General features: G+C 35.0%; 17 protein-coding genes and 1 tRNA gene. 12 read left to right on the top strand and 6 right to left on the bottom strand.

Annotation, left to right across the window (positions count from 1 at the left end; all coding sequences use genetic code 11):
* Nucleotides 1-115: 115 nt before the first annotated feature.
* A complete protein-coding gene (locus LB076_RS03375; RefSeq protein WP_066332843.1) occupies nt 116-2,239 on the bottom strand; it encodes a Tex family protein in 2,124 nt (707 codons plus the stop codon).
* A 57-nt stretch (nt 2,240-2,296) separates the two neighbouring features.
* Between LB076_RS03375 and LB076_RS03370 the strand changes: the two genes are divergently transcribed.
* Entirely contained in the window at nt 2,297-2,566 is a 270-nt protein-coding gene (locus LB076_RS03370) for a DUF1294 domain-containing protein (RefSeq protein ID WP_066332839.1), read from the top strand.
* Between the two features lie 65 nt (nt 2,567-2,631).
* On the opposite strand, the gene rpiB is transcribed toward LB076_RS03370, so the two are convergent.
* A complete protein-coding gene (gene rpiB, locus LB076_RS03365) occupies nt 2,632-3,063 on the bottom strand; it encodes a ribose 5-phosphate isomerase B (RefSeq protein WP_066332836.1) in 432 nt (143 codons plus the stop codon).
* Between the two features lie 912 nt (nt 3,064-3,975).
* Between rpiB and rnr the strand changes: the two genes are divergently transcribed.
* Genes rnr through LB076_RS03350 form a run of 3 tightly spaced genes read left to right on the top strand, consistent with a single transcriptional unit; the run spans nt 3,976 to nt 7,564 of the window.
* A complete protein-coding gene (gene rnr / locus LB076_RS03360; protein WP_066332835.1) occupies nt 3,976-6,153 on the top strand; it encodes a ribonuclease R in 2,178 nt (725 codons plus the stop codon).
* Between the two features lie 20 nt (nt 6,154-6,173).
* On the top strand, nt 6,174-6,842 hold the full coding sequence (locus tag LB076_RS03355) for a head GIN domain-containing protein (protein ID WP_066332832.1): 669 nt from the start codon (nt 6,174-6,176) through the stop codon (nt 6,840-6,842).
* Between the two features lie 38 nt (nt 6,843-6,880).
* Nucleotides 6,881-7,564, top strand: a complete 684-nt coding sequence (locus LB076_RS03350; protein WP_066332830.1) for a LysE family translocator — start codon at nt 6,881-6,883, stop codon at nt 7,562-7,564.
* A gap of 107 nt (nt 7,565-7,671) precedes the next feature.
* On the opposite strand, the gene LB076_RS03345 is transcribed toward LB076_RS03350, so the two are convergent.
* A tRNA-Cys gene (locus LB076_RS03345) sits at nt 7,672-7,745 on the bottom strand.
* A gap of 106 nt (nt 7,746-7,851) precedes the next feature.
* A complete protein-coding gene (gene folB / locus LB076_RS03340; protein WP_066333384.1) occupies nt 7,852-8,229 on the bottom strand; it encodes a dihydroneopterin aldolase in 378 nt (125 codons plus the stop codon).
* Nucleotides 8,230-8,372: 143 nt separating this feature from the next.
* Here folB and LB076_RS03335 point away from each other — a divergent pair, with 143 nt between their 5' ends.
* The 4 genes from LB076_RS03335 to LB076_RS03320 all read left to right on the top strand — a co-directional run bounded on the left by LB076_RS03335 (nt 8,373) and on the right by LB076_RS03320 (nt 11,753).
* Entirely contained in the window at nt 8,373-10,475 is a 2,103-nt protein-coding gene (locus tag LB076_RS03335) for a glutamine--tRNA ligase/YqeY domain fusion protein (RefSeq protein ID WP_066332827.1), read from the top strand.
* A 302-nt stretch (nt 10,476-10,777) separates the two neighbouring features.
* Nucleotides 10,778-11,107, top strand: coding sequence for a YtxH domain-containing protein (locus tag LB076_RS03330; RefSeq protein WP_066333382.1), 330 nt, complete (start codon nt 10,778-10,780; stop codon nt 11,105-11,107).
* Nucleotides 11,088-11,495 carry a phage holin family protein gene (locus LB076_RS03325; protein ID WP_335583363.1) on the top strand — a complete coding sequence of 136 codons (408 nt, stop codon included), beginning with the start codon at nt 11,088-11,090 and terminating at the stop codon, nt 11,493-11,495. Before LB076_RS03330 ends, LB076_RS03325 begins: the two co-directional genes overlap by 20 nt.
* Nucleotides 11,496-11,498: 3 nt before the next feature.
* Nucleotides 11,499-11,753, top strand: a complete 255-nt coding sequence (locus tag LB076_RS03320) for a DUF6327 family protein (protein WP_066332825.1) — start codon at nt 11,499-11,501, stop codon at nt 11,751-11,753.
* Nucleotides 11,754-11,786: 33 nt separating this feature from the next.
* Here LB076_RS03320 and LB076_RS03315 read toward each other — a convergent pair whose 3' ends face one another.
* Together LB076_RS03315 and gltX are read right to left on the bottom strand one after the other, a co-directional pair.
* Complete coding sequence (locus LB076_RS03315; protein ID WP_066332824.1) at nt 11,787-12,788, bottom strand: SPFH domain-containing protein; 1,002 nt, start codon at nt 12,786-12,788, stop codon at nt 11,787-11,789.
* Between the two features lie 204 nt (nt 12,789-12,992).
* Complete coding sequence (gene gltX, locus LB076_RS03310; RefSeq protein ID WP_066332822.1) at nt 12,993-14,498, bottom strand: glutamate--tRNA ligase; 1,506 nt, start codon at nt 14,496-14,498, stop codon at nt 12,993-12,995.
* Nucleotides 14,499-14,652: 154 nt separating this feature from the next.
* On the opposite strand from gltX, the gene LB076_RS03305 reads away from it, so the two are divergent.
* The 4 genes from LB076_RS03305 to LB076_RS03290 all read left to right on the top strand — a co-directional run bounded on the left by LB076_RS03305 (nt 14,653) and on the right by LB076_RS03290 (nt 21,553).
* On the top strand, nt 14,653-17,940 hold the full coding sequence (locus tag LB076_RS03305; RefSeq protein WP_066333371.1) for a DUF4175 family protein: 3,288 nt from the start codon (nt 14,653-14,655) through the stop codon (nt 17,938-17,940).
* Nucleotides 17,937-18,356, top strand: coding sequence for an rRNA maturation RNase YbeY (gene ybeY, locus LB076_RS03300; protein WP_066332819.1), 420 nt, complete (start codon nt 17,937-17,939; stop codon nt 18,354-18,356). The genes LB076_RS03305 and ybeY overlap by 4 nt, the downstream gene beginning before the upstream one ends.
* Nucleotides 18,357-18,601: 245 nt before the next feature.
* Nucleotides 18,602-20,473, top strand: a complete 1,872-nt coding sequence (gene mnmG, locus LB076_RS03295) for a tRNA uridine-5-carboxymethylaminomethyl(34) synthesis enzyme MnmG (RefSeq protein ID WP_066332816.1) — start codon at nt 18,602-18,604, stop codon at nt 20,471-20,473.
* 231 nt (nt 20,474-20,704) lie between these two features.
* On the top strand, nt 20,705-21,553 hold the full coding sequence (locus LB076_RS03290; RefSeq protein WP_066332813.1) for a class I SAM-dependent methyltransferase: 849 nt from the start codon (nt 20,705-20,707) through the stop codon (nt 21,551-21,553).
* Nucleotides 21,554-21,607 lie beyond the last annotated feature (54 nt).

Genomic DNA, 21,607 nt, shown 5'->3' with positions numbered 1-21,607 from the left:
CCAAGACGCATTCAGAGTGAAAGATGGTGAACAAGTTGATTATGGTTTTAGAATTATAAAAAAATAATAGAAAAAGAGGCGGTTTCAAAATTTTGAAACCGCCTCTTTTTTGGGTTTAAAACACCATCGTTAACTGGATTCGTTTTCTATCCTCATCTACCTCCGTTACTTTTACGGTTAGTTGTTGGTGTAGCTTCACTACTTGGTTTACATCGCTTACAAAGCCTTCTTTGAGTTGCGAAATGTGTACCAAGCCACTTTCCTTCACTCCTATATCTACAAAACAACCAAAGTTGGTTATGTTATTCACAATCCCAGGTAGTAGCATTCCAGGCTTAACATCTTTTATGGTTTTTACATTTGGATCAAATTCAAACACAGTGGCTGCTTTTCTGGGATCTAATCCTGGTTTTTCAAGTTCTTTGATGATGTCTTGCAGGGTCAAAACGCCAATATCCGCAGTTACATAGTTTTCTGGTTTTATTAGAGCGGTTTTTTCTTTGTTGGAAATCAAATCATTTACTGATAACTTCAAGTCTTTTGCCATTTTTTCTACAATACCGTATGCCTCTGGATGTACTGCCGAGTTGTCCAAAGGATTTTTTGCATTCAGAATTCTAATAAATGCCGCTGCTTGTTGGTAGGCTTTTTCGCCCAAGCGAGGTACTTTTTTTAACTGCTTTCGGTTTTCAAAAGCGCCATTTTCAGAGCGGTAGTTTACAATGTTTTCGGCCAACTTCTCTCCTATTCCACTCACATAACGCAACAAATGTTTGCTCGCCGTGTTGATATTCACGCCAACTGAATTCACGCAACGAATTACGGTGTGGTCCAGTTCTTCTTTTAATTTATTTTGATCTACATCGTGTTGGTACTGTCCTACGCCAATGGCTTTAGGATCTATTTTAACCAATTCGGCCAACGGATCGGAGAGCCTTCTGCCAATAGAAACCGAACCACGCACGGTAACATCATAATCTGGAAATTCTTCGCGAGCAGTTTTAGACGCAGAATATACCGAAGCTCCTGCCTCAGAAACAATAAAAACTTGCACTGGTTTATCCAAAGCAATTTTCTTGATGAAAAATTCGGTTTCGCGCGAAGCAGTTCCATTACCAATGGATATTGCATCGATTTGATACGCATTCACCATGGATTTTATTTTTTTCATGGCCATTGCCGTTTCGTTTTGCGGCGCATGCGGATAAATAGTTTCGTTGTACAGTAAATCGCCTTTTTGGTCCAAACAAACCACTTTACAACCCGATCTAAAACCAGGGTCAATAGCCAAAATTCGTTTTTCGCCCAAGGGTGGTGCCAACAATAACTGCCCTAAATTATTGGCAAAAACCTGAATGGAATTGGCATCGGCCTTGGTCTTGGCTTCTTGCAGTGCTTCGTTAGAAATTGCTGGATGTAGTAACCTTTTGTAACTGTCTTCAATGGCTAATTGCACCTGAGAGGTACTGGCATTTTGTCCTTTTAAAACCAATTGATCGATAAGTGCATAAGCATCCTCGGGGTCAACTTCTATTTTAAACTTGATAAAACCTTCGTTTTCGGCACGCAACATGGCCATTAAACGGTGCGAAGGTGCCTTGGTTAACGGCTCGGACCAATCAAAATATTGGTTGAATTTTTGGGCTGCTTCGTCGTCTTTTTTGGTTTTAACTACCTTGGTTGTAATGGTTGCTTTGCGTTCATAGAGGCGTCGCAATTGTTTGCGGACATGGCTGTTTTCGTTAATCCACTCGGCTATAATATCGCGAGCGCCTTGTAATGCAGCTTCTTCGTTACGGACCGTTTCGTTCAAATATTTGGTCGACAAAAAAGCAACATCTTCCTTGCCTTGCGACATAATTATTTTGGCCAACGGTTCCAATCCGTTTTCACGGGCCACATCCGCCTTGGTTTTTTTCTTCTTTTTGAAAGGCAAATAAAAATCTTCTAATTCTTGCAAATCAAAACTTTTATCGATTTTAGCAAACAAGGTTTCGGTCATGGCTCCTTGTTCCATAATGGCTTTTAGGATTGCTTCTTTGCGTTTTACAATTGCTTCATATTCTTTTTGAAGTTTGGCTATGGTTTCAATTTGTACCTCGTCTAGGTTTCCAGTAGTATCTTTTCGGTAACGGGAAATAAACGGTATGGTACAGTCTTCTTGTAATAATTGTACGGTTTTTTGAATATTCATTGTTGCCGTGGCAACGGACTTGGAAATGTATTGTATGTTGTTCATTTTATTTTTTTTCGGACGGCTAAAATAATATCTTTGAAACGTAATTGGAGTTAAATCATGGTTTTATTCTACTATTTTTTAGTGCTAACTATTTTTGGATTTGCCATAACGGGCTACGACAAATATTTAGCTAAAAAGCACAAAAGAAGAATTCCCGAAAAAACACTTTTGGGGGTTGTTGCTTTTGGAGGAACCATTGGGGCAGGAGTGGGGATGCTGGTTTTTAGACATAAAACTTCCAAAAAAAAGTATTTATTTTCATTTTGGGGACTTGTTTTGTTTCAAATACTGCTTGTGGGTGCTGTCTGTTTTTATCGTTTACACTAAAAAAAGCAGCACCTTGGATGGTACTGCTTTTAAAATGTATCGCTGCGAAGCAGCCCGATTTATAATTAGCTACACGCTATTTTATGCACTCTATTTTGGTGTCTGCCTCCTTCAAAATCTGTACTCAAAAAAGCTTCTACAATCTCTACCGCTTGTGGGATAGAAGTAAAACGAGCTGGAATACTAACAATATTAGCGTCATTATGCTGTCTGGCCAATACTGCAATTTCTTTAATCCAGCACAAACCAGCACGAACATTTTGATGTTTGTTGGCAGCCATAGAGATACCATTACCGCTACCACAAATTAAAATACCAAAATCTACTTTGGCCGTTGCCACATCCGTAGCTACTAGGTGTGCAAAATCTGGATAATCTACACTATCCGTAGTATCCGTTCCATAATTAGTAACTTGGTAGCCTTTAGCGCTAAGCATTTCTAGAATGGCTTTTTTGTATTCTGGACCAGCATGATCGTTTCCTATTGCAATTTTCATTATATATGTATTAAGTTGTGCAAGCAAATTTACCAAAAACAATGGTGGGATAGATACCCTAAAAACTTTTTTTAAATAAAATTAAAAAAAGTTTGTTATAACTAACTGCTATACTGTATTTTATATAGTTATTAACCATATTTAAAAACAACTAAAACCCTGTTAATCAAGGCTTCACTTAAAAATAAATTGTCTAAAAAACAGATTGTTAATAGTGCATGCTAAAGTGCTGGTATTCAAGCAGCCGTTTGTTAATACAAATTGTTAATAAGTAACTAAAGAAAATAAGAACTAAATTTTGGAAATCACTAAAAAAAGGTTAATCCAAAACCCAGTTTTAATATCCTAATTTAGTTTGTGTCTTTTTTAGAAAAGTTATCCATACTTAAATCTGGTTTATTAACATGTTTTTTAAAAATAGTTATTTACAATTTTAGCATTTTGTAACTTATCAACAGTTGTTAATTAAAACACTAAAATACCTCAAAACAAGTACTTTAACAAAACAAAAAGATGTTAATAACCCCATATAAAGCTACCAAAAGTTAGATTCAAACCTTTTAGACCAAAATTTATAGTAGCTATTAACACGCTATAATACCCATTAATAAATAATTTAAATTTAATTTTTCTTTTTGTTTAATTATATATGTGTTGACAACTCTCCAAAAAATAAAGAAATTTAAATAGAAGTTTCTGTTAGGTATCTAGAACAGAAAAAATCTAAAGACATAAAAGGATTGCTTTGTTTTTTTAGAAATGTAGTAAAGCAAAGCAGCAAATTTATGGAAAGCAGTCTAATGCAATCTAAGAAATAATCCAAACCCAGAAAGTTATAATTTGTTTAAAACTGGCAATTTGTTCTTATAACTGGCAACTATTTTGTATTTTTCAGACTTTAAGAAACGATTTATGAGCAAAAGAATACGAAAGCCAGTAAAAAAAGAGAAAGACTTCTCGGATAAGATTATAAAAATACTCTCCCAGAGTGCTAATAAAGCATTTAATTACAAACAAATAGGAGCTAAACTAGATCTTGATGATACCCAAAGCAGGAACCAAATTATCAAGGATCTAAAAATTTTAGCTTCGCAAAACAAGATTATTGAGTCCGAACCAGGAAGCTATCTGATCAAGGCAGCTAGTTCGGATTATTACGAAGGCAAAATAGACATGACTGGGCGTAAAACCGCCTATTTTGTATGTGCTGATTTAGAAGAAGACGTATTTATACCTACCAATAACCTAAATCACGCCCTAGACAAAGACACCGTAAAAGTATACGTTTATAACCGAAGAAAAGGAAAACGTCCTGAGGGAGAGGTTATTGAAATTGTAGAAAGAAACAAAACAGATTTTGTTGGGGTTATAGACATCCAGAAGAATTTTTCTTTTGTGTCTACCGCAAACCCTAAGATGTACACCGATATTTTTATACCCAAGGACAAAATAGGAGATGCAGAGCAAGGAGATGTAGTTTTGGTTCACATTGAAGATTGGCCCGCTAGAGCGGATAGCCCTTTTGGAAAAGTAATAAAAGTACTCGGAAAACCCGGAGAACACGATACCGAAATTCATGCCATTTTAGCCGAATATGGTTTGCCGTCTGAGTTTCCTATTGAGGTAGAAACCTACGCACAAAAGATTGATACTTCGATAACAGAAGCCGAAATTGCCAATCGTAGAGACATGCGCGATACGCTAACCTTTACCATAGATCCCAAAGATGCCAAGGATTTTGATGATGCGTTATCCTTTAAAAAACTCGAAAACGGGAACTACGAAATTGGAATTCACATAGCAGATGTTTCGTACTATCTAGAGGAAGGAACCATCTTAGATGATGAAGCCTACCAACGAGCCACCTCGGTTTATTTGGTAGATAGGGTAGTGCCAATGTTGCCCGAAGTGTTGTCTAATTTTGCGTGTTCTTTGCGTCCGAAAGAAGAAAAATATACCTTCTCGGCTGTATTTGAGATTTCCGAAAAAAGTGAAGTGATTAACCAATGGTTTGGTCGCACAGTGATTTATTCGGACCAACGATTTGCATACGAAGAAGCACAATACCTCATAGAGACCAAAGACGATACCATTCCGGAAGCAATTTCTATAACGGGTAGTTCGTATCAAGTTTCGGAAGAAATCCTCGCAGCAACGCTTAAATTAGATTCGCTAGCTAAGATTTTGAGAAGAAAAAGAATGCAAGATGGTGCCATTTCATTTGATAAAGTAGAAGTAAAATTCAATTTGAGTGATCAAGGCGAACCAGAAGGAGTTTATTTTAAAGTTTCCAAAGATGCCAACCATTTAATTGAAGAATTTATGCTTTTGGCTAACAAAAAAGTAGCAGAGTATATTGGTAAACAAAAGAAAACATTTATTTACAGAATTCATGACGAGCCTAATGAAGATAAACTCTTTGCTATGCAAGCTGTGATAGCTAAGTTTGGTTATAAAATTGATTTTAAACAAGGAGATGTTTCTAAATCTTTAAACCAATTGATGGCTGATGTGAATGGCAAAAAAGAACAAAATTTAATTGATACCCTAGCAATTAGAACTATGAGTAAAGCCAAATATTCTACAGATAATATAGGGCATTATGGTTTGGCATTTGATTATTATTCGCATTTTACCTCACCTATTCGTCGTTATCCAGACGTTATGGTACACCGTTTGTTACAGTTTTATTTGGATGGTGCCAAATCTGTAGATCAAGAACTCTACGAAACCAAATGTTTGCATTGCTCTACCATGGAAGGTTTAGCCACCAATGCCGAAAGAGATTCGATCAAATACATGCAAGTAAAATACATGCAAGACCACCAAGATCAAGAATTTTTGGGAGTTATCTCCGGCGTTACAGAATGGGGTATTTATGTAGAAATCATAGAAAACAAATGCGAAGGAATGGTACGCACCCGAGATATCAAAGAAGATTATTACACCTTTGATGAAAAACAATATGCCTTAGTTGGTGCTACTACAAATAAATTATTACAATTAGGCGACGAAATATATGTAAAAGTTAAAAATGCCGATTTAGTCAAAAAACAATTGGATTTTAATTTTTTAAGAAGAAATGAGTAACTACTAAATTAAACAAAACCATGAAAAATCTATTTCTCTTCGTATTTGCCTTAGCGATCCAAGGTGCAACTGCTCAGGTAGACAAAAATTTAGCTGATTTTAGTACTCTAAAAGTCTTTGATAAACTCCAGGTACAATTGATAGCTTCTACCGAAAATAGAATTACTATAACCGGAGAACGAGAAGATGAAGTAGAGTTAATCCAAAAAAATGGCGAACTAAAAATACGAATGCCTTTTCCAAAACTCCTCTCTGGAGATGCTACTACCATTACGTTGTATTATACCAACCTAAATGCAATAGATGCCAGTGAAGGCGCATTGGTAACTAGCAACGAAACCTTTAAGGCCAGTATTCTGGATTTAAATGTCAAAGAAGGTGCAGAAATTAGTTTAAAATTAGATTTGGATAAAGTCCGTGTCAAAGCAGTTACTGGAGGCAGTATTGTACTCACTGGTAAAGCCAGCAATCAAGTGGCAGTACTTACCACAGGCGGTATGCTAGAATCCAAAGATCTGCATACCCAACAAACTACAATAACTATTTCGGCAGGAGGTAATGCAGCAGTGTACGCCACAACCTTAGTAGATGCCAAAGTCAAAGCAGGAGGTACTGTATTGATTTTCGGAAAACCAAAACAAATCAATAAAGAAACCACATTTGGTGGAACTATTAAAGAAAAAAATTAAATTGCATACTTTTTATTCTTTAAATAATTAAATTATTAATGATTAACGATATATTATTAGGGATTCCTTGGGGAATTTTTTTAAGTTTTATGATTGGTCCTGTTTTTTTTATCTTACTAGAGACCAGTATTATAAAAGGATTTAGAGCCGCTTTAGTAGTAGATTTAGGAGTTGTATTGGGAGATATAATTTTTATTGCAGTAGCCTATTTAGGAAGCTATAGGCTAATTCAAGATTTGCAAGACAAACCAGCTCTCTTCATCTTTGGTGGCATACTAATGCTTGCATACGGGCTAATCTCGTTTTTAAATTTACGCAAAGAGAAAAAAGTAAATACCCAGCAAATTGATAAAGAAATAATCAAGAAAAATTATCTTAGCCTCTTTATTAAAGGGTTTTTATTAAATATAATCAATATTGGAGTGCTTGGTTTTTGGATGGCAGTAATCCTTTCTGTAGGACCAAAATTAGAGATGGAGAATACTAGAATGCTTACTTTTTTTAGCACCGTTATCCTCACTTATTTAGCCATAGATTGTATTAAAATACTTTTGGCCAAACAGTTAAAATCCAAAATGACTCCTTCAAATATTTTAAAAATAAAAAAAGGAATTAGTATTGTTTTAATGCTATTTGGATTGGTTTTAATAACCCAAGGCTGGTTTCCAAAAGAAAAAGAAATGGTAAAAAATGCTTTTCATAAGATAGAAAAGCCACACTAATTTTAGACCAAACCAATGCCAACCGCTTGTAAAAAGAGCGGTTTTTTTAGGTCTTATTTATAAAAAATAAAGACCAAAAAAAAACCTTCAAATTGCTTTGAAGGTTTTGGAGGCATCGTGCGGATTCGAACCGCAGTAGGAGCTTTTGCAGAGCCCAGCCTAGCCACTCGGCCACGACGCCATAATTAGGAAGGACAAAAGTACTTAAAAACTTCAGTTTTTAAAAGCATAAAGCAGTATATTTTTTAAAAAATATAGTACTACTCAGATAACCAAGCTTTTATAAACTATTTTTTAGAGTCTGTCTTGCTTCTATATTCTTTTAATTCAATAGTTACGGCCTCAACATCGCCACCAATAGGAGGGTTTAGCTTAGAAATACCTAATAAAACTCTTGAAATTTCAGGAACACTATCCAAGATCCTGGTAGTAATTCTTTGTCCTACATGCTCCAATAAATGGGATCTAATAGCCATTTCTTCTTTTACTATTTTATTGAGTAGCACATAATCTACGGTATCCTTTAAATCATCCGAAGTACACGATTTCTTAAAATCTGTTTTTACTTCTAAATTTATGACATAATCGGACCCAATTTTTCCTTCTTCAATCAAACAACCGTGGTACGAAAACGTGCGTATATTTTTAAGTTTAATAGTTCCCATTTTAGTATTTTTTTTAAGTAAAATAATTAAGCCATAAAAGTACAAAGTTTTTGGAGTATTCTTTCTATTTTATTAGATAACAAAAGCAAGGATCTAGCAATAAACCAACAATTTTAATAACTTTGCGTTTTTAATACAACAACATGGCTACAGAAGAAAAATCACTCCATTTTATAGAACAAATTATTGAAGAAAACCTATCCAATGGATTCTCTTCAGATAAATTACGCTTTCGATTTCCGCCAGAACCCAACGGCTATTTGCACATTGGTCATGCCAAATCTATTTGCTTGCAATTTGGACTCGGATTGCGTTATAATGCGCCAGTAAACCTGCGTTTTGATGACACTAACCCTGCCAAAGAAGAGCAAGAGTATGTAGATGCCATCAAAGAGGATTTGCAGTGGTTAGGCTTTCATTGGGATGAAGAACGGTATGCTTCGGATTATTTTCAGCAATTGTACGATTGGGCCGTTTTAATGATTAAAAAAGGCGTAGCCTATGTAGACAGCCAGTCTTCAGAAGCTATAGCCATTCAAAAAGGAACTCCAACACAAGCTGGAGTAGATGGTCCTTTTAGAAACCGCTCCATTGCAGAAAATTTAGCATTATTTGAAGGCATGAAAAATGGGGATTTTCCGGAAGGAACCCATGTTTTGCGTGCCAAAATTGACATGAGTTCTAAAAACATGTTACTGCGGGATCCCTTGATGTATCGTATTTTGCACCGCCACCACCACCGAACAGCTAACGATTGGAAAATCTATCCAATGTATGATTTTGCACATGGCGAGAGTGATTATATAGAGCAAATTTCGCACTCAATTTGTACCCTAGAATTTGTTATGCATAAAGAACTGTATAACTGGTTTTTGGATCAAATTTACGATTCAAATAAGGTAAGACCACACCAATACGAATTTGCGCGTTTGAACCTAAATTATACCGTTATGAGTAAACGAAAGTTACTCCAATTGGTTCAAGATAAAATCGTTACCGGATGGGACGATCCTAGAATGCCTACCATTTCCGGATTACGAAGAAGGGGATATACTGCGCATTCTATTCGTAAATTTTGTGATATAATTGGTGTAGCAAAACGCGAAAATGTTATCGATTATTCTTTATTAGAATTTTGCTTGCGCGAAGATTTAAACAAAAATGCTCCTAGAGTGATGGCTGTTTTAGATCCTATAAAAGTAGTAATAACTAATTATCCAGAAGATAAAGAAGAATTTTTGGACGCCGAAAACAATCCAGAAGATAGTACAGCAGGATTCCGAAAGCTTCCTTTTTCTAGAGAATTGTATCTAGAAAGAGAAGATTTTTTAGAACAGGCACCTGCCAAATTCTTTCGTTTAAGTCTTGGTAATGAGGTACGCTTAAAAAACGCTTATATCATCAAGGCAGAATCTATTAGCAAAGACTCTCAAGGAAATATCACCGAAATTCAAGTAAGCTATGATACGGATTCTTTGAGCGGAAGTGGGAGTGAGGCCTCCAAAAGAAAAGTAGCAGGAACCTTGCATTGGGTTTCCATTAAGCATGCCATTAAAGCCGAAGTTAGGTTGTACGATAGGTTGTTTACCGATGAGGCACCAGATACGCATAAGGAGAAAAATTTTCTGGATTTTATAAACCAAAATTCTTTACAAACCGTAGTTGGTTATCTAGAACCAAGCCTTAATACTGCACAATTGGGAGATCAATTTCAGTTTCAGCGTTTGGGTTATTTTGCCATTGACAAAGACAGCAATAGTTCGGAATTAGTATTCAATAAAACTGTAGGTTTAAAAGATGCTTGGGAAGAAAAAGGCAAAAAAGAAGCCAATTTATTGATGGCTACACAAAAAGAAATCAACAAATACGTTAAAGAGAAAGACCAAACTGTGGCCCAAATAGGCTTAGTTTCTATTCTGGACAACATAAAAAGCATCGATAATTATACGTTATTAAATCAAACCATTGTAAAAAATATCAAGAACGATGCTAATGCCTTGTTATTTGCTAATTTGATTTTGCAGCATTCGGACAAAATAACTTTTAAGGATATCGATCCAGAGTCTTTAGCCAAACTTTATAACATGTCTATAAAAAGTCAATTGGTAGCTGTTAGAATTTTGACCCTACAAAACCTACAAGCAAATACTGCTAGTCTTTTGGTTTTTAAAAATTTATTATTAGAAATACAAGCCAAAGAAAAAAATGAAGCCGTATTAGCCATTTTAAATGCTATGCTATTTTAGACAACTACTATAGATTTTATATATTAAAAAGCACCTTTTTGAAGGTGCTTTTTAATTATTGGTTTTAACTATTACTTTTTTAATAGTGATTATTTTTTATTATCAAAAATGACTTACATAAAGCGTATTTAAGCAATAATAATTTTTTGGATAGTATTATGTATCATTTACGTTATTTCTGTTAATTAGAATGCTTTATTTAAAGTTTAATGGTTTTTTAATTTGTATTTAAGGTTTATTAACAACGAGATGTTAATAAAATGTGTACCTTTATAGTATTAACAATTAAATTATACCAAATCATGGCAAACAATTCTGGAAATACCATTTTAGCTATTTTAACCGGTGCAGCAATTGGAGCAGGAATAGGAATTCTATTTGCACCAGATAAAGGTTCTAAAACTAGAGGAAAAATTAAAGAAGGCTACAAAGATGCTCAAAAAGATTTACAAAAAAAGTACGAAACCCTTTCGGAAGAAGTAAAAACCAAGTTATCTACCACCAAAGTAGATTTGGAGGGGAGCTACGAAGATTTGGTTTCTAACATGAGCCATAAAACAGAAGATGTAATTATTTTTTTGGAAAATAAATTAGCAGAGCTCAAAGACAAAAATGCAAAATTTCAGAGATAATTCAGAAATTTTAGAACTAAAAATAAACCACATTATTATGGCTTTTGAAGAGTTAAAAAACAATGCCGAAAACATTCCGGAACAACTACAATCTTATATAGATAGCCAAGTTGCTTATTACAAGCTACAATCGTTTAAGGTAGCCATGAAATCGACTACCACTATTTTTAAATTTGTACTTCTTTCTTTGTGTTTTGGTATGGTGTTGCTATTTTGTTCTATTGCATTAGCCTTTGGGTTAGGGGAGTTCTTTGGCAATAATGCGTATGGTTTTTTATCCGTTGGAGGACTTTATTTAGTGGTTACTTTAATTTTGTATTTGCTAAAAGACCAAATCATTGAAGGTCCAATACTAAAAAAATTCTCTGAAATATTTTTTAACAATTAGATTATGACAACCAAAAAATACGCTTCTTATGCAGAGATCGATGCGCAGTTAGAAATTCTTAAATTAGAAAAAGAAATCAGCCACCAAAGATTGGTTTTAAGCATTCAAAAGACTAAAGAAGCATTACAACCCAATCAGATTATTAGTAACTTGTTAGGAACGGTCAAGATGGGTTTTACGGGCTCTTACGTATCTATTATCAAAACAGTTATTTCTTTAGTTATCCCTTGGATTATAAACAAAAAAAGAGGCCGTTGAGCCTCTTTTTTTTCGTTTACTTATTTGTATTCTTTATTCTTCCTTTTCGGTGTCTTGTGGATCTTCGGGTTCTAAATATCTATCCGTATCCATAGTACTTTCTTTGGAATCTTGGCGTTCTTTTTTTCTATTTCCTTTTTTCATCATTTCACCTACTTGGTTAGAGGCGCTAAATGAAGCTACCATGTTGTTTAACATTTCGCTTCCAGCTTGTGGAGAATTTGGTAATAAAATTAAATTAGAATTTGAATCTGCCCCTATAGCTTGCAAAGTATCGTAATGTTGTGTAACCACAATTAAGGCGGATGCCTCTTGAGAGTTAATCCCAACTCTGTTTAGAACATCTACACTTTCTACCAAACCTCTGGCAATTTCACGTCTTTGATCTGCAATACCTTGTCCTTGCAAACGCTTGCTTTCTGCCTCAGCTTTGGCTTTGGCTACAATGCGTATTCTAGAAGCTTCGGCCTCAAATTCTGCAACTGTTTTTTCTCGATCTGCGGCATTGATTCTGTTCATTGCATTTTTTACCTGAATGTCTGGGTCAATATCCGTTACTAGGGTATTGATAATGGTATATCCGTAGGTAGTCATGGCTTCATTCAATTCTCTTTTTACGGCTATGGCAATATCGTCTTTTCGTTCAAAAACATCGTCTAATTTTAATTTAGGAACTTCGGCTCGTACTACATCAAATACATAGGATGTAATTTGATCGTGTGGGTATTCTAATTTATAAAACGCATCATAAACCGTTTCTTTGACTACCATAAATTGTACTGATACTTTTAGTTTTACAAAAACATTGTCTTTGGTTTTGGTTTCAATGATAACATCTAATTGCTGAATTTTAAGATTTACACGCCCTGCAATTCTATCCATTAGCGGAATTTTAAGATGCAGTCCAGATTGTCGGATGCTTAAATATTTTCCGAACCGTTCTATAATTACTGCGGTTTGTTGTTTCACAGTGAAGAAGGAGGAGAGTAAGATAAATAATCCAAATACAAGAATAATTAGTAATGCAATGTCCATAATGTATTGTTTAGTTTTAAATTAACGGTTAATTTACAACTTTTGTTTTGCATTGTAGTGCTTTGGTTTTTTTATTATAAAAAGTATAACGTATTCTTAGCGTTGGTTGCTGTTTTTTACTGGCAGTAGCTATTTTGTGTAGCTACTTTATCTTGGTGCTAAAAAACAAAAAAGCTCCTTGTTAGAAGGAGCTTTTTTGTTTTTTTATAAATTGTTAATAGCTTTATGGATCCTATTGATTGTTTCGGTTTTGCCGATTAGTTCTGCTATATCAAATAAATGGGGTCCTTTTAATGCTCCTACCAAACTTAATCTAAAGGGTTGCATAATTTTTCCCATGCCAATTTGGTTGTTTTGCATCCAATCTTTAACAATGGTTTCTAGGTTGGTTGCCGTAAAGTCATCTATTGGTTCTAAAACATGGATCAGTTGTAGCATTAAATCTGGAGTTTCTTCTTTCCAGTTTTTAGTTGCTTTGGCATCGTATTGCGTAGGGGCCTGAAAGAAAAAATCACTACTATCCCAAAACTCCGATACAAAATGGCTTCGTTCTTTTATTAAAGAAACAATTCGGACTAAATTATATTGGGATGTTTCTATGTTTTTTTCGGATAGAATAGGGGAGAAGGCCTTTGCCAAAGCTTCGTCACTTTGCAACATTAAATACTGGTGGTTAAACCATTTGTTTTTTTCGGGATCAAATTTTGCTCCTGCTTTGTGTACTCGTTTTAAATCAAAAGAAGCTACTAATTCTTCTAACGAAAACAATTCTTTATCGGTTCCATCATTCCAACCCAACAAGGCTAAGAAATTGATAACCGTTTCCGGAAAAAAACCATTTTCTCTATACCCAGTTGCAATTCCTTGGTCTGTTTTCCATTCTAACGGAAATACCGGAAAACCTAGTTTATCGCCATCTCTTTTGGATAATTTTCCGTTTCCTACAGGTTTTAATATTAATGGCAAATGTGCAAATTCTGGCGTTTCCCAACCAAAGGCTTGGTACAATAGTACATGCAAGGGTAGGGATGGTAGCCATTCTTCTCCACGGATCACGTGTGTGGTTTCCATTAAATGGTCATCTACAATATTGGCTAGATGGTAGGTTGGCATTCCGTCACTTTTAAACAATACTTTATCATCCAACAGACTGGTTTCAAATTTCACATCGCCTCTGATAATGTCTTGTAAGTGTAAGGTTTGTTCTACGGGAGTTTTAAAACGGATTACATACGGCTCTGCTTTTTCTAATCTTTTGGCTAGTTGCTCTGGAGTGAGCACTAAAGAGGTATCTAGTTTTTCTCTATTGGTATGGTTATAAATAAAGGTTTTCCCTTCTTTTTCATCTGCTTTTCTTTGTGCATCTAAATCTTCTGGTGTATCAAAGGCATAATATGCCCAACCACTTGCAATCAATTGGTCGGCATATTTTTGGTAGATTGCTTTTCTTTCGCTTTGACGGTATGGCCCAAATTTTTCATTTTTTCCAATGGTTTCATCTGGGGCAATACCCAGCCATTCTAAGGCTTCCATTATATATGCTTCTGCTCCTGGAACAAACCTATTTTGGTCGGTATCTTCTATTCTTAAATAGAAAGTACCGCCATTTTTTTTGGCAAATAAATAATTAAATAAGGCCGTTCGAACTCCTCCTATATGTAATGGTCCTGTTGGACTTGGTGCAAATCGCACTCTAACTTGCTTTGACATTGTATTTTTATTTTGGAACAAAGATACACTTTCCAATACTTTTTTATATAATGCAACAATTAGTTAATTATAGCTTTAATTGCTTTGGTTATTTTTAATGCGTTATATTAATATAAATGGTTACTTTTATTGGTTAAATAAAACAATTATAGTCTTGGAAATATCAAACGCCATTTATCAAAAGCTCGAAGCATTCATTAGAAAGTACTATTGGAATGAACTCCTTCGGGGTATCATTTTTTTTATCGGTTTAGGGCTTTTGTATTTTTTGTTCACCCTATTTATTGAATATTTTCTTTGGCTCCAACCCTTAGCCAGAACGGTTTTGTTTTGGACCTTCATTCTAGTAGAAGTTTTCTTGTTGCTTCGGCTGATACTTTTTCCGCTTTTTAAACTTTTTAAATTACAAAAAGGACTTTCGTATCCGGAAGCTTCGATACTTATAGGCAATCATTTTGCTAATGTAAAAGATACGTTGACTAATTTTTTGCAGCTTTCTTCCAAAACCGCTTCTCTAGAAATGTCCGAATTATTAGCGGCATCCATCACCCAAAAAGCCAATGCACTTCAACCCATTCCTTTTGGTAACGCTATTGTTTTAAAAGCCAACAAAAAATACCTTCCATTGGTTGCAATTCCGTTGGTATTATTTGGGCTGTTTTATTGGTCTGGCAATACGGCACTTCTTTCTCAAAGTTTGCATCGGGTAGTGCATTACAATACGGCTTTTTTACCACCAGCACCATTTGAATTTGTTGTAGTAAACCGCCATTTAGAAACCCAACAAAATAAAGATTTTGTTCTTAAAATTAAAACTGTCGGTAAGCTCGTTCCAGAACAAGTCCAGATTGTGATGGGTTCCGAAAGTTATTTTTTAGAAAGCACCAAAACAGGCGAATTTCAATTTAAGATCACCAATCCCAATGCCAATGTTCCTTTTTATTTGAAAGCAAACGAAGTAGTTTCTAAGGATTATTTGTTGCAAGTACTTGCAGTACCTTCCATTTCTGATTTTGAAATGCAATTGCAGTTTCCGGCATATCTACACCAAAAAGCACGCAGTATCCAAGGAACTGGCAATGCAGTAGTACCAGAGGGCACTCAAATAACTTGGAAAATCAAAACCCAAGCTACCCAAAGCGTAACCTGGTTTAATGGTAAACAACAAATTGCTTTCCAAAAAGCACCAAATGGCTTTATTTTGCATAAAAATATAGTTCAAAACACAGAATATCAAATTAGTACCTCCAATGCTAAGCTGCCCAACCACGAAAAACTGGATTACCAACTAACGGTTATCCCTGATCAGTATCCTAGCATACAGGTACAGCCCGCCCCGGATAGTTTACAACTCGGAGCCTCCTATCTTTTGGGACAGCTTGCAGATGATTATGGTATTTCAAAACTTGAGGTAGTTTATTATCCTAAAGCAAAACCTACATTGGCTCAACGTGCAACACTCAAGAGTAGTTCTAAAAATGTGTCTCAATTTGTGTTTGCATTTCCGAGTAATCTTTCTATTAAAGAAGGAGTAGTGTATGACTATTATTTTGAAGTTTCAGATAATGATGCTTTGCATAATTTTAAGCGTAGCAAATCTGGGGTGTTTTCTATGGCTGTTTTAACTACTACAGAAAAACAAGAGCAAATTTTAGAACAACAAAACCAGAGCATACAGAACTTAGAAAATGCATTAAACAAACAAAACAAACAAATTTCGGCATTAGATAAACTTCAAAAGTCGGGTAAAGAAAACCAAAACTTTGATTTTAAAGAACAACAAAAGCTATCTGATTTTATCCAAAAGCAAGAAAAACAAGATGCTTTGATGAAACAATTTTCGGACAAAATGAAAGATAATTTAGAGCAATTTAAACCAGAAAAAAAAGAAGCTCTTAAAGAAGGTTTGTTACAACGTTTAGAAAAGGCTAGTAAAGATTTAGAAGAAAATAAAAAACTTCTAGACGAATTAAAAAGCATTAATGACAAAATCCAGAATGAAGACCTACAAAGCAAGCTTGAAAAATTGGAGCAAAACAGCAAAAACCAAGTCAAGAATTTAAAGCAATTAGTAGAGCTTACCAAAAAGTATTATGTAGAGAAGAAGGCAGAACAAATTGCTGAGAAATTAAATACGCTATCCGAGAAGCAAGAAAAATTAGCAGACCAAAAGGAGTCCAATACGCTGGAAAAACAAGAAAAAATAAACACCGAATTTGATACTATCAAAAAAGAACTGGAAGCTTTAAAGAAAGACAATCAAAATTTGGTATCTCCTTTGGCATTGCCTAATGAGGCTTTAGATAACAAAAAAGTTGATATGGATTTGCAAAACGCTACCCAAGAATTAAAAAAACAAAACCAAGATAAGGCAAAACCCAAACAAAAAGATGCTGCCAAGAAAATGCAATCTATGGCCAAGAAGATGTCCGAATCTCTCCAAGAAAATGCAGACAAAGAAATGGAAGAAGATGTAAAAATGCTGCGTCAGATTTTGGATAACCTAGTTGCTTTTTCTTTGTCACAAGAAGAATTATTAAATCAATTTAAAAGTTCTAAAAGCAGTTCTGCTACCATTAGCAAAAAAATTAAATGGCAACAAAATCTCAAAGAACAGTTCCAACATCTAGACGATAGTCTCTATGCGATGTCTTTGCGTAATCCCACCATAGCCGAAGACGTAACCAAACAAATAGGCAATATGCAGTACAATATTGATAATTCTTTAGAACGTTTTACCGATATGCAATTTGCAAAAGGTATTTCCCATCAGCAATACACTATTGCTGCAGCCAATAAATTAGGAGATTTTTTGAGTAATTATCTTAGTGTCATGCAGCTTTCTTTGTCCCAACCGGGTTCCGGAAAACCAAAACCCGGTGATGGTGACGCAATGCAATTGCCAGATATAATCAAAAGACAAGAAGGCTTGGGTCAAAAAATAAAAAGCGCTATAGAATCTGGCAAAGATCCTGGCGACAAAAACCCTGGCAATTCTAAAGGAAGTAAGGATGGAGAAGGAAAGGATGGAGAAGGAGATGCTAAAGAAATTCTAGAAATTTATAAAGAACAACAATTACTTAGAGAAGCATTGGATCGTGAATTAAAAAAACAAGGATTCTCTATGGGCGGCCAAAATGCTTTAGAACAAATGAAGCAACTAGAAAAACAACTTCTGAACAAAGGACTTACACCAGATAATTTGCAAAAAATACTTCGTATACAAAGAGAATTATTACAATTGGACACTGCTATTAAAGAACAAGGCGAGGATCCTAAAAGACAATCTGAAATCAGTAAAAACCAATTTAGCGCTAATGCTAAGCCTTTGCCTAAGGCCTTGTTAGATTATTTAAATAGCATAGAGATTTTGAATAGACAATCCTTACCTTTGCGTTCCAATTTTAACCATAAGGTTCAAGAATATTTTAATAAAAAATGATCAATTTTAATTACGAAAACGAATTCAATTTAGATAACGAAGCGGCTATAGCAGCGTGGTTATCGCAAGTTATTTTATCCGAAAACAAAAAGGAAGGAGAAATTAATTATATTTTTTGTGATGACGACTACCTACATAAAATTAATTTAGAATACCTAGATCACGATACCCTAACAGACGTGATTAGTTTTGATTATACTATGGGTGCAGAAATCAGTGGAGATTGTTTTATTTCTGTGGAGCGTGTTGCAGACAATGCTAAAGATTTTAAGGTTTCTTTTGAGGAAGAATTACGACGGGTACTCGTTCATGGGTTGCTCCATTATTGTGGTTACAAAGATAAAGACCCCAAAGACGAAGCGCTTATGCGTAGCAAAGAAGACGAAAAATTAAGTTTGTTCCACGTGAAACAGTAAGACATTATTTTAAATTCAGTTGTTCCACGTGAAACATTTTTAATAACGCTTAGTTTTAATTCTGTTTGTTCCACGTGAAACAAACAGACTTTTCTTAAATCTTAAGTTTTATTGTTTCACGTGGAACAGATAGATTTTTTTTAGTTTTTTAGTTCCACGTGGAACTTTTGTTTGGTATTTTTGAGAATCAAAAATACTTTGGTTTAATACTATTCCTGATTTTTTCAGGTTAATTTTTATATAAAATGTTTCAAGAAGAATACGATGTTATAGTTGTTGGAGCCGGTCATGCAGGTTCTGAGGCTGCTGCTGCGGCAGCCAATTTGGGTTCCAAAACATTATTGGTTACAATGAGTTTGCAAAACATTGCACAGATGTCTTGCAACCCTGCCATGGGCGGTATTGCCAAAGGACAGATTGTTCGTGAGATTGATGCGCTTGGTGGATACTCCGGAATTATTTCGGACCGAACGGCTATTCAATTTAAAATGTTGAATAAGTCCAAAGGGCCTGCCATGTGGTCTCCGAGGGTTCAAAGTGATCGGATGCGTTTTGCCGAAGAATGGCGTTTGATGTTAGAAGGAACTCCTAATTTAGATTTCTACCAAGAGATGGTCCAGGGTTTAATTATTGTAGATGGTGTTGTAAAAGGCGTGCGTACCTCTCTCGGTATTGAAATCAAAGCTAAGTCGGTTGTTTTGACCAACGGTACTTTTTTGAATGGTTTGATTCATGTTGGAGACAAACAATTTGGAGGCGGTAGAGCAGGAGAAGGTGCTGCACATGGTATCACCGAAGATTTAATTAAAGCAGGTTTTGAATCCGGCCGAATGAAAACCGGAACGCCACCTAGAGTAGATGGAAGGTCTTTAGATTTTTCTAAAATGAATGAAGAAAAAGGAGATGCCAAACCAGATAAATTTTCTTATTCGGATGCTACCACAGCTTTGGTACATCAGCGCTCTTGCCACATGACGTATACCTCTTTGGAGGTACATGATATTTTGAGAGAAGGTTTTGATCGATCGCCGATGTTTAACGGTCGTATTCAAAGTTTGGGTCCGAGGTATTGTCCTTCTATCGAAGATAAAATTAACCGGTTTGCAGATAAAGAACGCCACCAACTTTTTATAGAGCCCGAAGGTTGGAAAACCTGCGAAGTATATGTAAATGGTTTTTCGACTTCACTTCCGGCAGACATTCAGTTTAAAGCCATGCGCTCTGTAGTTGGTTTTGAAAAAGTACAGTTCTTTAGACCAGGCTATGCTATAGAGTATGATTATTTTCCGCCTACACAATTAAAACATACCTTAGAAACTAAATTAGTAGAAGGCTTGTATTTTGCTGGACAAATTAATGGAACTACTGGTTACGAAGAGGCGGCGTCGCAAGGGTTAATGGCTGGTATTAATGCCCATTTAAAAATCAATCAAAAAGAACCTCTAATATTAAAAAGAGACGAAGCTTATATTGGGGTATTGATAGATGATCTCATCACCAAAGGAACCGAAGAGCCTTACAGAATGTTTACCTCAAGGGCAGAGTACAGAACCTTGTTGCGACAAGATAATGCAGATTTTAGGTTGACTCCAATGTCTTTCGAAATTGGTTTGGCTTCAGAACAGCGTTTGCGCAGAATGGAACACAAATTAAAAGAGTCCGAAAAGTTGGTTTCTTTTTTTAGAGAATCCAGTGTTACTATGGCAGAGGCAAACCCAATATTAGAATCTAAAAATACTGCTTTGATAACGCAGGGAGACAAAATGTTTAAAATATTTTCTCGTCCGCAAATCAATTTAGAAGATATTTTGAAACTAGAAAAGGTTCAAGCTTATATTCAAGAAAATGATGTAGATCAAGAAATTTTAGAACAATCCGAAATACAAGTAAAATATTCTGGTTACATCGAGAAAGAACGTAACAATGCAGATAAATTAAAACGCCTGGAAGATGTTAAAATCCCAGAAGATTTTGATTACTATAAAATTAAATCCATGTCTATTGAAGCCAAGCAAAAATTGACCAAGGTCCGTCCAATTACAATTTCTCAAGCTTCAAGAATTAGTGGGGTTTCTCCTAGTGATATTTCGGTGCTGTTAATCTATATGGGTAGGTAAGGGGTTTTAATATATTGTGTAGTGGCCAATTTAGATTTCATTAGTTGTGTCCAAAAATTAAAATATCTCATTAGTTAGACCAAATGTTCCACGTGAAACTATAGATCTAAAATTAGCCTACGCCTGTAGTAGCAAATAAATAAGTAATTCAATTTTACCCTAAAAACACTACTGTTTTTAGGGTTTACTTTAAATAAAAATAAAAACAAAATAATTCATATTGTATCATACATGGACATTGCCAACAAAAAACCCTTTCTTACCGTAAAAGACCATTCTGTTTCAAAAGAAATTTTTGAATTATATTTGGATGAAGATCTGGATATGTTAATTACGCATCCACAACCTAGTTTAGCTACCCTCGGAAGGTATTACGAAAGCGAAGATTATATTTCGCATACGGACAATAAGAGGTCCTTGTTTGAAAAAGCCTATCATTTTGTAAAAGGCATCGCTTTAAAAAACAAACTCGATTTGATCCATTCTTTGCAACCCTCCAAAGGCTCTATTTTAGATATAGGAGCAGGCACTGGAGACTTTTTGGCAACAGCCCAAAAAAATGGTTGGCAAACTACTGCAATAGAACCAAGCGAAAAAGCCAAAGAGATTGCCACCCAAAAAGGAGTTGTTTTTGTAAAAGATATTGCTAGTTTGGCAAGCCATTCCATGGATGTAATTACGATGTGGCATGTTTTAGAACACGTGCCAGATTTAGAACAACAAATTAAAGAGCTAAAAAGAGTTTTAAAACCAAATGGAACGGTAGTAATTGCAGTTCCAAATTTTAAATCCTTTGATGCAAAACACTACCAATCTTTTTGGGCAGCCTATGATGTGCCAATTCATTTTTGGCATTTTTCTAAAACAGCCATCCAAAAACTTTTTGGAAAGCATCAAATGGAGTTGCATAAAATTGTTCCCATGAAATTTGATTCTTTTTATGTTAGTTTACTTTCAGAAAAATACCAAACCGGAAAAATGAATTACCTAAAAGCTTTTTTTATAGGTTTGCAGTCCAATTGGAGAGCCAAGCGAAATGAAGAGTATTCTTCGTTGATTTATGTGCTTAAAAATAAATAAAAACAATTAAAAATGATTTTAAGGCTATTTTAAGGCATTATTTTGGGCATAAAG

It is taken from the genome of Flavobacterium crassostreae (genome assembly GCF_001831475.1).
Lineage (GTDB): Bacteria > Bacteroidota > Bacteroidia > Flavobacteriales > Flavobacteriaceae > Flavobacterium > Flavobacterium crassostreae.
Note: the sequence above shows the minus strand (reverse complement) of the source record. Positions and strands in the feature narration are given on the sequence as shown.

Coding starts and splice junctions, on each gene's coding strand:
- LB076_RS03375 (WP_066332843.1), bottom strand. CDS start 2,239: ATGAACAACATACAATACATTTCCAAGTCCGTTGCCACGGCAACAATG.
- LB076_RS03370 (WP_066332839.1), top strand. CDS start 2,297: ATGGTTTTATTCTACTATTTTTTAGTGCTAACTATTTTTGGATTTGCC.
- rpiB (WP_066332836.1), bottom strand. CDS start 3,063: ATGAAAATTGCAATAGGAAACGATCATGCTGGTCCAGAATACAAAAAA.
- rnr (WP_066332835.1), top strand. CDS start 3,976: ATGAGCAAAAGAATACGAAAGCCAGTAAAAAAAGAGAAAGACTTCTCG.
- LB076_RS03355 (WP_066332832.1), top strand. CDS start 6,174: ATGAAAAATCTATTTCTCTTCGTATTTGCCTTAGCGATCCAAGGTGCA.
- LB076_RS03350 (WP_066332830.1), top strand. CDS start 6,881: ATGATTAACGATATATTATTAGGGATTCCTTGGGGAATTTTTTTAAGT.
- folB (WP_066333384.1), bottom strand. CDS start 8,229: ATGGGAACTATTAAACTTAAAAATATACGCACGTTTTCGTACCACGGT.
- LB076_RS03335 (WP_066332827.1), top strand. CDS start 8,373: ATGGCTACAGAAGAAAAATCACTCCATTTTATAGAACAAATTATTGAA.
- LB076_RS03330 (WP_066333382.1), top strand. CDS start 10,778: ATGGCAAACAATTCTGGAAATACCATTTTAGCTATTTTAACCGGTGCA.
- LB076_RS03325 (WP_335583363.1), top strand. CDS start 11,088: ATGCAAAATTTCAGAGATAATTCAGAAATTTTAGAACTAAAAATAAAC.
- LB076_RS03320 (WP_066332825.1), top strand. CDS start 11,499: ATGACAACCAAAAAATACGCTTCTTATGCAGAGATCGATGCGCAGTTA.
- LB076_RS03315 (WP_066332824.1), bottom strand. CDS start 12,788: ATGGACATTGCATTACTAATTATTCTTGTATTTGGATTATTTATCTTA.
- gltX (WP_066332822.1), bottom strand. CDS start 14,498: ATGTCAAAGCAAGTTAGAGTGCGATTTGCACCAAGTCCAACAGGACCA.
- ybeY (WP_066332819.1), top strand. CDS start 17,937: ATGATCAATTTTAATTACGAAAACGAATTCAATTTAGATAACGAAGCG.
- mnmG (WP_066332816.1), top strand. CDS start 18,602: ATGTTTCAAGAAGAATACGATGTTATAGTTGTTGGAGCCGGTCATGCA.
- LB076_RS03290 (WP_066332813.1), top strand. CDS start 20,705: ATGGACATTGCCAACAAAAAACCCTTTCTTACCGTAAAAGACCATTCT.